Here is a 12,972-nt window from a genome sequence, read left to right as displayed (position 1 = left end):
CCATTTTGACACCCTTTCCGCCTCTACTACGACAGGCAGATGCGAGTGTACCATATTGCATTCCTCTCAGCTGCAAACCTACATTTTTTGACCGGCGTTTTCTTACATTTTATCATTGGCGCTGACATTCACGGAGCGCCTGATGCACGGGTGTATCGTCCACTCTGGTACCGCCGTCCATATACTCCTGCAGCTATTTCTTTGTATAGGCGGCGCATATTTTGTGCCGCTTGCGGCCTCTGTCCGACTTACTCTTCTGTTTCATAGGGCCAGGTATTAATGCCGCCGAATTCGTAGATGTTGGTGTAACCCAACTCGGCCAGCGTGGAGGAGGCAGTCTTACTGCGGTTTCCGCTGCGGCAGTAAACCAGCACCGTGGAATCCTTGTCAGGGATCACCTCGGCGGCAGTCGTTTCGTCAATGGTACCCACCGGCAGCAGGACAGCGGCGGGGATGTGGCCGCTGTCGTACTCGTCCTGCTCCCGCACATCCAGAATGATGACCTCCTGGGAGTCCATCATCTCTTTGGCTTCTTCCTGGGTGATCTGCTGGTAGGAGCCGTCGGCGGAATTCCCGCCGCATCCGGTCAGCAACAGCAAAAGGGACATGAGTAGGGGTAATATTCGTTTCATTTAAGTTCCTCCAAAAGTTTGATAGCAAAGGTCCTGTGGCCTTGCTCTGTAAAGTGTACACCGTCATAGGCCAGAGGGATGTCCCATCTTCCAGCATCGGCAAAGCGGATACCCATTTGCTCCGCCAGGTCCTGACAGAGCCGGGCGAAGGTGCGGGAGTCATCAATGAGCTGCGGGCTGGGTACCCACGCGCCCAGGGCCACCGGCGGCGGTGCGATCAGCAATATCTTGCTTCGATCCAGGGATATGCCGACGAGGCACCTCTCCAGCCGCTCGGCGGCCTGCTCCGGGCTTCGACCCTGGAGCAGATCGTTGGTCCCCAGCATGACGATCAGCAGATCTGTATTAGCAGGGAACGCGGGGGCCGCAGCCGGAATCTCCCGGCCGTTCTGCCCCATGTTGCAGACAGTCCAGCCGGTTTCCGCAGCCAGGATGTCCACCCATCGATTGTCCCCGTCATAGCGTCCGCCGAAATAGCCACGGGGATCGTAGCCGTAGGTGTTAGAGTCGCCGAAGCAGATGATATTCATCCTGCCCTTTTCCTTTCTCTGTATGTTCGCATTCCCCAATGTAGTGAAGGAGACTTCCACCTAAGCGTTCCTCCCCTTTGATTGCTTTAGTCTTATTAAAATCTCTTCATCCGCTGGGCAAAACTCAAATTGATCAATCTCATCCACCGTGATCCATCGGATATCATTGTGCTCCAGTTTCTGGGGAACGCCCTCCCGGATGGCAGCATGGAACAGTGTCAAATGGACCGTCAGATCCGGGTATTCGTGCGTTACATCCATGAATACCTCGCCCACATTCAGCGTAACCGCCAGCTCCTCCTGACATTCCCGAATGAGCGCCTGTTCCTTGGTTTCGCCTGGCTCTACCTTGCCACCCACAAACTCCCACAGCAACCCTCTGGCCTTGTGGGCCGGACGCTGGCAAATCATGAATTTGTCCTGATCCCAGATCAGGGCTGCAACTACTTCGGTCATTTACTCACCCATTTCACAGATTGATAGATATTAACACGTTGATAATCTCTTGTATAGGTAATCCATGTACCAAGTATAGCGGTCCTTATTATTCCATACAAGTATAACTTTTTTCGTTGTTGTTTGTATCTTGCAAAGAATAAACAAACAAGAGACTTCCACTCTCTTTACATGACTTCCGTGATGCTTTATAATGTGAAATGCTATGACCGCACCTCAGCAGGACTTGCAATTTTTTAGGGTGTGCTTATCAACTGTGTACTATAGCTAACTATTACGTTATAGAGAGGGTGCCATTCTTGAGTTTCGCTTCTTTTGTGTTTCCTGCCGTCAAGGGTATCCAGGCAAGAAGGGAATACTTTGCCTCAATGGTTCCATTAGAGGTAATCCCGAAGATATTTCAGTTTGTTGACGAACAACTACCACCAGAAATTCGGGCACAGCGTATTCTCAACCGTGCCAGGATTCCAGAAATTCGAGATTACATTTTAGAGAACCCCGATGACTATGTGTTTTCTTCGATAACAGTTTCCGTTGATGGTGGCATGGAGTTTATCCCATTAAATGAGGACGAGCCCCTTCTCGGCCACATTACAATTTCTATGAGTGCCAAGTTTCTCATAAATGACGGGCAGCATCGACAAGCCGCTATTGCGGAAGCAATAAAAAAGAACCCCGAGCTAAAGAACGAGCATATCTCCGTTGTTTTCTATCGAGACGAAGGTCTCGCTCATTCGCAGCAAATGTTTTCGGATCTTAACCGCTATGCAATCCGTCCTACAAAATCAATCAACATTCTTTTCAACTCGCGGGAAGAGTCCTCCATCGTTGCAAAGCGGGTTATTAATACGGTTAATGTCTTTCAGGATATGACTGAAAAAGAACATACCTCCATATCCAACCGTTCTAAAGCACTGTTTACATTAAGTGCAATCTGTAGCGGCACGGAAGCCTTATTGAAAGATATGGACTTAGGTTTGGAGGAGAAATGCAACTTAGCAATCCATTTTTGGGAACAAGTATCTCAGTACATTCCTTTTTGGAAAGCTGTAAAGAACGGTCAGGTCAAGTCCTCTGATGTGCGAAAAAACACAATTTGTACCTTAAGTATCACACTTAATGCCATCGGCTCTGGAGGCAATCAAATTATTCAAAGATATCCAGATACATGGGAGAGGCATCTTTGCCATTTGGCGCATATTGATTGGAGCAAAACCAACCCTGTGTGGGAAAATCTCGTCTTTATTCACGGAAAAGTTGCTACAAATCGTGCTTCGCAGAGAGCTATGGCTACATATATAGAAAATATTATGACAGAAGAAATTGGTGGATAAAATGGCTAATTTAACAAAAGAAGATATTCGTATTGTACTTAACACGATACAGGAAGTATATTTAGCAGATAAGATACCCTGGATTTGTGGATACAGTGGCGGCAAAGATTCCACTGCCGTCGTACAACTTGTTTGGATCGCACTTTCCCAGCTTCCAAAGGATAAATTACACAAACCCGTTCATGTTATCAGCACAGACACTCTGGTCGAATCCCCAGTTGTTGCGCTATGGGCCACTCGCTCTCTTACGCGCATGAAGGAGGCTGCAAATAACCCCGAACACAAATTACCTATTATTCCACATAGGCTTGTTCCAGAGGTTACCAACACCTTCTGGGTAAATCTCATAGGGCGGGGCTATCCATATCCTCGGCGTGATTTTCGTTGGTGTACTGACCGTATGAAAATCGATCCCTCAAATCGCTTTGTTAAAAAGATCTTGGATGCAGAGAGCGAAGCAATCCTGGTCCTTGGAACGCGCAAAGCCGAGAGCGCCGCCCGCAAAGCTGTCATGGAGGGTTATGAGAAAAAGCGATACCGAGATCATCTTAGCCCCAACGGATCGTTTCCAAACTCTTATGTTTTTACTCCTATTGAAAACTGGAGCAATGACAACGTCTGGCAATATCTTGTACAATATCCTAACCCCTGGGGACATTCAAATAAGGACTTGTTGGCAATGTATAGTGGTGCCTCTGCGGATGGCGAGTGTCCATTGGTGCTGGATACATCTACACCCAGTTGCGGCAACAGTCGTTTCGGTTGTTGGGTATGTACTATGGTTTCCGAGGATAAATCCATGGCGGCCATGATCCAGAATGACGAAGAAAAAGCGTGGATGCTTCCCATGCTTGAATTCAGAAATGAAATTGCCGGCAATTGGGATATCGATAGAAAGCGTAGAGATTTTCGCCGTATGGATGGGCGCCTAACGTGGCATAACGAGCGACTGGTGCATGGCCCATATACACAGGAAACCCGCAAGTACTTTCTAACTCGTCTGTTAGAGGTTGAGAAACTTGTTCATGAGATTGGACCAGAGGAAATCAAGGATGTTCCCTTGATTACCATGGACGAACTTCGGTTTATCCGTCAAATTTGGTTAGATGAAAAACACGAGTTCGAAGATTTGTTGCCCGAAATTTACGAATCCGTTACCGGAAAACGCTATGAAGATGGATCTATTAGCAAAAACAAGTATTTTGGTCCAGCTGAAGCCAGTATTCTTCGCGAGGCTTGCCAAGCGGTATGCCCAGATGAGACTTTGATGTACGAAATGCAACGATCTCTATTAGATGTCGAAGCTAAAGCAGCCGCCATCTCTAACAAGAGAAATGTCATTCAAAATTTTGAGCAGGAGATAAAAAAAGCATTTTATCGTGATGAGCATGATGCCGCCCTTATCGCAGAAGAACGTGCAAAAAAAATCACGGGAATGCAGGAATCTTTTGACGATGGAAATTGGACTGAGTGAGGTGCTAAGAACATGTATTTTACAAAAATCGAATTGCATAATTTTGGCATCTACAAAGGCCATCACGAAATGTGTCTTTCGGACCAAATCGGTAATCGCAATGTTACTCTCATCGGTGGATTGAATGGTCGAGGAAAAACGACCTTTCTTGATGCTATTTTGCTTGCATTATATGGAAAGCAGGCATTAAAGTATGTTCAGGAAAACGCGCGTTCCTATGAACGGCTACTCATAGAGCACATTAATAAACACGCGACAGATGATCTTACTTATGTCGCTGTATCACTTGGTTTGGATGACGGAACCGCTTTGCGCGTCTGCCGGAAGTGGAAGTTAAAGGGCAAGAAGGTCGATGAAGCTATTGTCGTTGAGAAAAACGGAACGATAGATAAGTACCTTGGCGAAAGTTGGAGTTACTATATTGAAGAGATTCTGCCTTTTGGAATAGCAAGATTTTTCTTCTTTGATAACGAAAAGATCGCTCAGCTGGCTGACGACGCTTCATTTGAGCAAATTAAAACTTCTATTAAATCCGCAATTGGTGTTTCTACGATTGAAAAAGCAATTACTCATATTGATGAAGTAATTCGCCGAAAAAAAGATGCTCTGCAAGCTTTTGAAAAAAGCGAAGTCAACCAAGGTTACCAAGAGGTAGAAGCGCAACTCAAGGAACTCAACTCCAAAATCGAAACAGCTCGTCGAGAGGCTGACATCTTAAAAGCGAATTGCGAGAGTATTGCAATTGCTATAGAAACTAAAGAAAAAAAGTTTTGGGCTTCTGGTGGTGACTTAACACTCAGCCGAGAGGCCATTAGACAAGAAAAAGAGAAAATTAAGGCATATGTGCAAGAAGTTCGTGACGAAATTATGCTGCGCGTATCTGATCCTGCAACTCCGCTCTTTATGTGCCGCAAATTAGTTACACAAGCTTATGATGCAGAGATTGATGAGCAGAAAAAAGCAGCTCTGAAGCTTTCTGACCCAATTGTCGAAAATATTCAGAAAAATATTTTAGATCGATTTAATCAGGGTAATTTCGATGACAGAACGCTCAGAATCATTACTGATATTGTCAAGCAAGAGATCGGGAAATTCACTTCAACAGGCGAGGGTGCGGAACACATTAATATGTCCCACACGACCATGCTCCTCTTTGACAAATTAATTGTCACGATATTCCATTCCCTTGATCAAAAAATCGAAACCTTAATCAGTCATGTCGATGCGCAAGAAAATGAGCTCATGAGCTTGGACGCACACCTTGGTGAGTCAGACGAAAAGACGATGGCCATGAAACTCTATGAGACGCTCAAAGAATATGAGCGCAAAAAAGCTTTGGCTGACGACCAATACCAGAAACAGCAGAGCTTAATCGAGAGTTTGGAGCGCCAGAAAGAAGCTCTTCATTCTAAGCGCTTACTGTTAATCAAGACTATCGCAGAAAAAGAGAATACGAATGATGATAACTCCCGTATTATCAAATATTCTGTGATGTCTATCGAAGTTCTTAATGAATTTAAAGTTCGTTTACAGCGTGAAAAGATAGACAAGCTTTCTGCAACTGCCACAGAATGCTTCCAGACTCTGGTTGAAAAAGATTCCCTTGTGAGTAAAATCCATATTGATACGGACAGTTTAGATGTAACCATACTTGATCCAGATGGGCATGAGTTGTTAAAGAACCAACTCTCCGCAGGAGAGCAGCAGATGTTTGCTATTTCCATTGTGTGGGCACTGGCCAGAACCTCTGGATATAAGGCCCCCGTGGTCATTGATACACCCATGGCTCGCTTAGATTCTTCCCACCGGGCAAATTTCGTTACCAGCTATCTTCCGTCTGCAAGCTCCCAGGTTATGGTTCTTTCCACAGATGAAGAAATTTATGGTAGATATCTTGATATGATTCGAGAAAATGTTATAAATTACTTTACTCTACATTATCGGGAAGGTGAGCAATGCACCTCTATCATCAACGGCTATTTTGAGGGGGTGTGATAGTATGATTATTAAGCATTTTAAACTGTCACAGCCAGAGAAGGAGCGACTCATTCGAATCAAAGCAAAGACCGGTGTTCAAAACTGGAATATTCTTTGCCGGTGGGCATTATGTTGGTCGCTTTCAGAACCTACCATTCCTGGTAGTATTGATCCACAGTCTGACAGCAATGTTGAAATGGATTGGACTACTTTTGCCGGTGAATATGCAGAAATCTATGAAGCAATCATTCGCCAGCGATGTTTGAATGATGGCTTGGGAGATGACCCTAACACTTTAATCCGGTACTTCCGACTTCATCTTTATCGTGGCATTAACCATTACAGCACCAGAGATGTTTTGAAAAGCTGCTCAGATTTACTCGAATCTGCTCTTCCGAAGGAGGAAGCATAATGGCTGTTTATCTTGACTACAACGCCTCTGCTCCGATAGATGAAAGAGTTCTGGAGAGAATGATTGAAGTGTATCGCTCTCATTATGGCAACGCAGATAGTAGAACTCACATCTTTGGTACAGATGCCAAAGAAATTGTTTCCTCCGTAAGAAAATCCATTGCGGAGATCTTGGCTGTGGATAGTACGGATGTTTTCTTTACCAGCGGTTCCACCGAGAGTAATAACATGGCGATTCTTGGATTGCTCGACCATGCTCTTGAAAGTGGCCGTAATCACTTCATTACCACATCTATTGAGCACAAGTCCGTTTTGGAAGCCATGAAACACCTGCAAGAAAAAGGTTGTGTCGTGGATTTTGTTTCTCCCGATGCGTCTGGCCGAATCAAACCGGAGCAGATTCTCAGCCTCGTCACGGACAAAACGCTGCTTGTTTCCATGATGCAGGTCAACAGCGAAACCGGTGTGATACAGCCTATTGAAGAGGTTGGTGCAGCACTGGCCGGAACAACCACATATTTTCATGTTGATGCCACACAAGGGTTTGGTAAACTGAATGACAGTTTGCGAAATACCAAATACAATATGCTCAGTATCACCGCCCATAAGATTAGCGGTCCGCAAGGGATTGGTGCATTTATTATGCGGCGTGACCGTACATATAGACGGCCTCCCATAAAACAGCTTATGTATGGCGGTCAGCAGGAACGCGGCTACCGTCCGGGAACCACACCGGTGGCCTTGGTTGCAGGTTTCGCTCTCGCAGCGCAGCTAAGCGACAAGGAATCTGCCGCCCACATGGAAAGCTGTAGAGCAATCAAGCAAAGATTCATGGAGGCCGTGGAGGGCCTGAACTATACTTTGAATGGAGACCAGGAATACTGCTTGCCGTCCACTGTAAACATTAGTTTCCACGGTGTTGATGCAGAGGGTATCTTCCTTGCTGTAAAGGAGGATTATGCGTTCTCCAATGGTTCAGCCTGTAACTCTGGCAACCACGCCCCAAGTTATGTATTAACAGCTATGGGGCTGGATGAAGCACGAGTGAATGAGGCTATCCGTCTTTCTTGGAGCCATGATACAAAAGTTGACTTTTCGGTTCTTGTAAACTACATTAAATCAATGACCGAATAAACAACAAGGTCCCAGCGCCAAGTATGGCATTGGGACCTTGTTGTTTATTACTTTAAGTGATAGCGTCTGGTAAACTCTTCCAAAATCAACTCAAAGACATCAGGGTTTGTGTGCAGCATCTTGTATACCTTTTGCAATGACAAGCTTGCGGAAGACAATCCTTGATGTCCATTTGTTGCTGTATAGACCACATTTTGAAACATCATCTTCATACCATTTAAATTACGAAATTTTTCGTCATGCGTAATTCCAAGCTTTTGAGCGCGAAGTGTAAGACTTTTTGATAAGTCCATTAGCTCTTTTTCAACTTGATCGGTAGTTTTACCATCACTTTTACGGTATACGTCAATTAAAGCCACTAATTCCTCGACATCCCAAGCTACTTTAATCATTATCTACCCCCCTTAGAATCTGATTTTTAACTTTTGGTTAAGATTCTTTTCCTTGAGCCATGTCATGATATTGGGGGTCAAATCCAAAACTGTAGCTCGCTGAGAAGATACCTTCTTCAAGAAGTCTTCGATTTCGGGATTCAAAGAGAATTGATTAGTGATTTGCTTTGCTTCCGCCACATAGGAAACCAGGCTATTTACTGCTTTGATGGATGGATTTCCAGCAACTGTTTGAGTAATACTGTCTGTCAAGTCCTTTGCTCGTTTGGGGTCATTTGATAGACCACCAATCATAGACAAATAACCTTTCGGACCATCAGAATACTTCTGAGCAGTATCACGCCATACGATTTTAATTTGCGCTGCAACCGCATCTCCCTTGGATTTCAGCAGCCTAACCGTTTCCAAGGTCAATCGCATTTCAGAAACACCGTTGCCGCAATCGTCAATGCAAGCCAGCAATTCGCTGCGAGTAGACTCATCCATAAGTGAAGTGCTGACAATGCCCTTTTCTTTCATGGCAGCAGCACAATCAATGGTATCTTTAATACTCTCGGTGGCCTGGGCAAGCTGTGCCAACGCCTTCGCATAAGTTTCAGCGTGCTGCTTGCTTTCGATTGTTACTCGGCGTTTTTTGATAGCGGAGGTGCAATTTTTGATTGTCTCAGTTAACAGCATTTTCGTACACCTCCATATTTTCAAGCTGAGCGTAAAGTGCCTCCATAGAGGACAAGGCAGCTTCAGACAATGCTTCTGTACCAGCAAAACCGCCAGTAGCAGCTATGTCTTTTTGGGCCTTCGCCCCTTCCTGGTCAGCCTTTTGAGCAATCGCCTGAATATCTCTAAGGAAATCATACAGCACATGTAGCGAGTTGCCAGAGTATGCCGTCAGCTGCTTTACTGCTTGTACAGAGGCCGCATCGTTAATTAGCTTGATATGTCCCATTACCGTTTTGGCTGTTTCAATGGGAGGTTTTTCATACTTGACCCGCAACTCTGTACTTCCGATGATTCCATTCGCAGAAAACACAGAAAACAGCTCTTGAATAGCAGACAGCGTATCAATGAGATTCTTCTGGTTGAGTTCACCAATATACTCTTCGAGTTTGCCTACCACCTTTGCAGCTTCCTGAGTATCCGCAGTCATGGCTTTTTTAACGCTGGGATAGAGCGCTTTCAACAGCGTGGCAGGATTATAGAGAAGATGCTTCTGTGGGATGCTACCAGGTAATATTGCTTCAATATCCCAGTCGGCAGCCATAAGTTTTTCAACAGCGAGCACCAGCTCGTCTGTTCTGTAACAGGATTTCGTGTTGGGATCAACTGCAAAATGGACCGCACCCATTGTGGTTGCAGAAGCTTGCTTTAAGAAGGTCAATGCACTATCAAAGTCAGCTTTGCGATTAAGAATGAACTGAATCATATCATTCCACTCACGGGTATCTCTCCTGATGCTATCATCTTTCTTGAAATCCTTAAACAGCGATTTGATTACTGAATAGGGGGAACTCGTATCAACCTTCTGGCCTAAGATACACGCTTTGAGATACTGGATCGCAAGGCACCACTCCAATACCGGGAGAGAATCTTCTCCCTGCTTAGTAGCGATAACTTTTTCGATGATTTCGGCTTTTCTGCGTTCCAACCAAGTAATCAATCTCTGCTGGTAATAAGCTGCGCCCTCAAAATCCCAGCCTTTTGCGTAGTTCAGTTCATTCAAGGCCATCAGAGCATCGCGGCTTTCGGAACTTCTGTCCATGTAAACAATGGCTCTATCCGTATTGGTGGGAGAACTCTGGTCGTCAATGTAGTAGCAGCCCAGATCGGAAAGACGCTCTGCTGCAATATAGGCTGGGATACCAATATCCTGCCAGTTGATTGCACCACATTGCCTGGAGTCTCCTCGGATAAGAGTACGAAGCCAGCCACGATAGTCGGGATCGTATTTCAATGTTTCCCCCTTGGTAAACCATGCCGTGATGTCATCCTTAAACTTACGATAATTCTTTGTGGCACCATCGATAGGAGGCTTGGCCTTGGGAGGCTCTGGAGTAGTATGATGATGAACAGAATTGCTTCCACTGGTTGTCACTGGTTTGGATGTGGCAGCTGGGGATACAGCTTTGCCAGTGGATTTATCCACGATTTCACCGATGCCAGTAAAGGTATTCAGCCCCACATCTGCAAGGAAAGCTTGATTAAGACCACCAAAACGCAGCGTTCCGTCGGTGTCTTTCACGCCGGATGCAGAACCATCACCCCAAATGGCAAACACCGCTTTCAGTCGGTTCTTATCATCTGAACTCATGCTTTCCAAACGGTCAATGGAAGAACTGTGGGGATCATTGGACATCTGAGCATTGCTGGGGTTAAGCGGGAAATACCAACCATCCCCATACTGCTTGCCATCAAAGTATTCTTTTAACTGGGCGCGAATAACATTCTTTAAGAACATTCTCGGGCTTTTTGTCGCAAGAGATTCGTACAGAGTCAACAGTGCATGGCGGTTAAAGGGATATAGCGTTACTTTCTTTTCTCCGATGGTTGTGGTATCCCATTCACAAGGAGGCGTGAAATCACTGATTGGCAGTTCACTCAAATCTGCACCGGAGTCAGTCCAATGATGGAGTTGTGTGGGGTCACAGTAAATTGCGTTCAAATACCGGCCAGCCATCTGAACGATAAACTCGTCAGTTCCATAGGAGCGTTCTGTGACCTCAATTTGGTGTGTTACACGGTCTTTGAAATTACCTCGAAACGCATAATAATAGTCGTTGGTGATGCCAATTACCGAAGTAACACGACACAGATCTGCGTAATCGCCGCCATGCTCATAAGAAAGCGCCGTAATGAGTTCCTGGTCAATTCCGGTGAAGCCTGTGAAGTCTTCGATAAAGATCGTTAGGTTTTTGCCTTGCTTTTTCAAATCTCGTCTCAGCTGAGCAAAAATCGTTTCCGCGTTTTCACTGGAAATGTCTGCACAACGCTGAATGACCTCTCTCGTAAACCTGTTAAGATAGTTGATGAGTTTGGTAATCTCAAAGTCATCGCCTTTCAAGGAGGCCGCAAAGAGGGACGCTTGGGGATCGCCCTGTTTCATTACAGCTCGGATGATTTTAGATACATTAAAATCTTCTTCTGTAAAAATTGTGGTATCTTGAAGAATCTGATTACTCGGAGCAGTGATGACATTATAGCATCTGGATATTGCGCCACCTTCACGCAGTAGATGTTCACTTACACGGCTGTCAGCAAGGTAACTGGCAATGTCACGGCATTTGACCGCTTTGTAGGTTTCACCGGACACATCGTTTCGTACAGCTGCAATATAGGCATACAAAATCTCTGTCTTGAAAGAATCTTCATCTTTGGAATCGGAGGAGACCACAAACTTACGGAGCTTCTCCGCAACATCAGGGTCTTTAATGGCCCCCTGTTCCAACAACTGAGAAAAAGCACCACGGACAGAGTTATTCAAACGACGCAGGAAAACCAACTGCTCCGTTGCAGGATTGTATATAGTAGAGGGGCTTCTTTCAAACTTGCCTTTTAGATAGCGGATAAGATGAGATTTACCAGTGCCGTGATTGCCTCGAACAATGACCATACGATGCTCATTGTCAGGGTTATAGATCAGCTGCTCGAAAACCTCATCTTCGCTCATCAACTTTGTAGGGGCAGGCATTTTTCCCTCTTCATAATAGCCACCACGGAAAAACTCAAGAGACGAGAACGGCATGTGAGTAGACATGAAATAGGCATCTTCAGTGGCCATATCATCTGTTTTAATCGCATACCGTTCCATTACAGAACGATACTGTTCCCATTTCATGAGGCCATCGCCTCCTTCACCGAAATATGTGTGAAGCCATTGATAGGATCACCGTCTACATAGTAGAGCATGACTGGAGTGGAGTCAGACCATGTTTCAAGTTTAATGAGACCAATTTCATGCAGTGTGCGAAGACCAGCAGAAAGAGCCAGAGGAAGATTACTGCTAATCTCAACTTCGGGGATTTTTGTGCTCAACCAAAGTATGAAGTCCTGGGCAAGAACATTCTCGTTATATTTGAACTTTTCTGTGTATGTAGTTGCCAATACATCTTCTAACCGCAGCTTCATATTGGGGATTATCATTGTTCCGCTCAAATAGCCAAGTCCTAAAAAAGCCGCCCAAAAGCGCCATCCCAGGACAGCGTTTTCATTCAGTGCAGCCAGCTCTTTCACTTCGGAAGCACAGGTCTTAGCCATACCTTCCCAAGATTTCAGCGCAAAGATTCGCTCATTTTGAGCAATCAGCCATTTGGTGAACATGTGAAATGTGGTGTCTTTCGCAGAGAAGACCCGAGCACTCACATACCGCCGAAAAGCTTTAGATGAAGCGATTATATTGGGATCAACAGCTAAGACCAAATTGTCAGCATCAGCTTTGATGAGGGCAAGTTCTTCGAGGGCCACATTGATTGACTTGTTGATTTGGTCGAGTTCTTTTTCATCATTGATACCCAATGTCATGCACTGACGCACTTCATCACGGCTCATGCTTTTATGGGAAACCAAGCGGCAAACAGAGAGAACTCGCTCCGGTGTTGGCTCCATTCGCATGCCGTCTGGATTGACTTTGAACATACG

The 12,972-nt window shown here is 45.3% G+C and carries 12 protein-coding genes; 5 read left to right on the top strand and 7 right to left on the bottom strand.

Annotated elements, in window-relative coordinates:
• Positions 1 to 248 precede the first annotated feature (248 nt).
• Genes NE547_RS15585 through NE547_RS15575 form a run of 3 tightly spaced genes read right to left on the bottom strand, consistent with a single transcriptional unit; the run spans position 249 to position 1,618 of the window.
• On the bottom strand, positions 249 to 632 hold the full coding sequence (locus NE547_RS15585) for a rhodanese-like domain-containing protein (RefSeq protein WP_256176377.1): 384 nt from the start codon (positions 630 to 632) through the stop codon (positions 249 to 251).
• Positions 629 to 1,162, bottom strand: coding sequence for a GDSL-type esterase/lipase family protein (locus tag NE547_RS15580; RefSeq protein WP_256176376.1), 534 nt, complete (start codon positions 1,160 to 1,162; stop codon positions 629 to 631). The genes NE547_RS15585 and NE547_RS15580 overlap by 4 nt, the downstream gene beginning before the upstream one ends.
• A gap of 60 nt (positions 1,163 to 1,222) precedes the next feature.
• Positions 1,223 to 1,618 carry a (deoxy)nucleoside triphosphate pyrophosphohydrolase gene (locus NE547_RS15575; RefSeq protein ID WP_256176375.1) on the bottom strand — a complete coding sequence of 132 codons (396 nt, stop codon included), beginning with the start codon at positions 1,616 to 1,618 and terminating at the stop codon, positions 1,223 to 1,225.
• A 299-nt stretch (positions 1,619 to 1,917) separates the two neighbouring features.
• Here NE547_RS15575 and dndB point away from each other — a divergent pair, with 299 nt between their 5' ends.
• From dndB to NE547_RS15550, 5 genes are read left to right on the top strand one after another with little or no spacing between them, the layout of a single operon-like run.
• Positions 1,918 to 2,952, top strand: a complete 1,035-nt coding sequence (dndB, locus tag NE547_RS15570; RefSeq protein WP_256176374.1) for a DNA sulfur modification protein DndB — start codon at positions 1,918 to 1,920, stop codon at positions 2,950 to 2,952.
• 1 nt (position 2,953) lies between these two features.
• Positions 2,954 to 4,426: a DNA phosphorothioation system sulfurtransferase DndC gene (gene dndC, locus NE547_RS15565; RefSeq protein ID WP_256176373.1), complete on the top strand. Its 1,473-nt coding sequence runs from the start codon at positions 2,954 to 2,956 to the stop codon at positions 4,424 to 4,426.
• Between the two features lie 12 nt (positions 4,427 to 4,438).
• Positions 4,439 to 6,421 carry a DNA sulfur modification protein DndD gene (dndD, locus tag NE547_RS15560; RefSeq protein ID WP_256176372.1) on the top strand — a complete coding sequence of 661 codons (1,983 nt, stop codon included), beginning with the start codon at positions 4,439 to 4,441 and terminating at the stop codon, positions 6,419 to 6,421.
• A gap of 4 nt (positions 6,422 to 6,425) precedes the next feature.
• A complete protein-coding gene (gene dndE, locus NE547_RS15555; protein WP_087241277.1) occupies positions 6,426 to 6,815 on the top strand; it encodes a DNA sulfur modification protein DndE in 390 nt (129 codons plus the stop codon).
• On the top strand, positions 6,815 to 7,948 hold the full coding sequence (locus NE547_RS15550) for a cysteine desulfurase family protein (protein WP_256176371.1): 1,134 nt from the start codon (positions 6,815 to 6,817) through the stop codon (positions 7,946 to 7,948). Before dndE ends, NE547_RS15550 begins: the two co-directional genes overlap by 1 nt.
• A gap of 47 nt (positions 7,949 to 7,995) precedes the next feature.
• Here NE547_RS15550 and NE547_RS15545 read toward each other — a convergent pair whose 3' ends face one another.
• From NE547_RS15545 to NE547_RS15530, 4 genes are read right to left on the bottom strand one after another with little or no spacing between them, the layout of a single operon-like run.
• Positions 7,996 to 8,340, bottom strand: coding sequence for a hypothetical protein (locus NE547_RS15545; protein ID WP_256176370.1), 345 nt, complete (start codon positions 8,338 to 8,340; stop codon positions 7,996 to 7,998).
• Positions 8,341 to 8,352: 12 nt separating this feature from the next.
• Positions 8,353 to 9,018: a hypothetical protein gene (locus NE547_RS15540; protein WP_256176369.1), complete on the bottom strand. Its 666-nt coding sequence runs from the start codon at positions 9,016 to 9,018 to the stop codon at positions 8,353 to 8,355.
• A complete protein-coding gene (locus NE547_RS15535; RefSeq protein WP_256176368.1) occupies positions 9,005 to 12,172 on the bottom strand; it encodes a hypothetical protein in 3,168 nt (1,055 codons plus the stop codon). The genes NE547_RS15540 and NE547_RS15535 overlap by 14 nt, the downstream gene beginning before the upstream one ends.
• On the bottom strand, positions 12,169 to 12,969 hold the full coding sequence (locus NE547_RS15530; protein WP_256176367.1) for a hypothetical protein: 801 nt from the start codon (positions 12,967 to 12,969) through the stop codon (positions 12,169 to 12,171). The genes NE547_RS15535 and NE547_RS15530 overlap by 4 nt, the downstream gene beginning before the upstream one ends.
• Positions 12,970 to 12,972: the final 3 nt, after the last annotated feature.

Origin of the sequence: Flavonifractor sp. DFI.6.63 (assembly GCF_024462255.1) — a bacterium.
Lineage (GTDB): Bacteria > Bacillota > Clostridia > Oscillospirales > Oscillospiraceae > Lawsonibacter_A > Lawsonibacter_A hominis.
The sequence above is the reverse complement of the archived record's forward strand: the minus strand, read 5'-3'. Positions and strand labels throughout refer to the sequence as shown.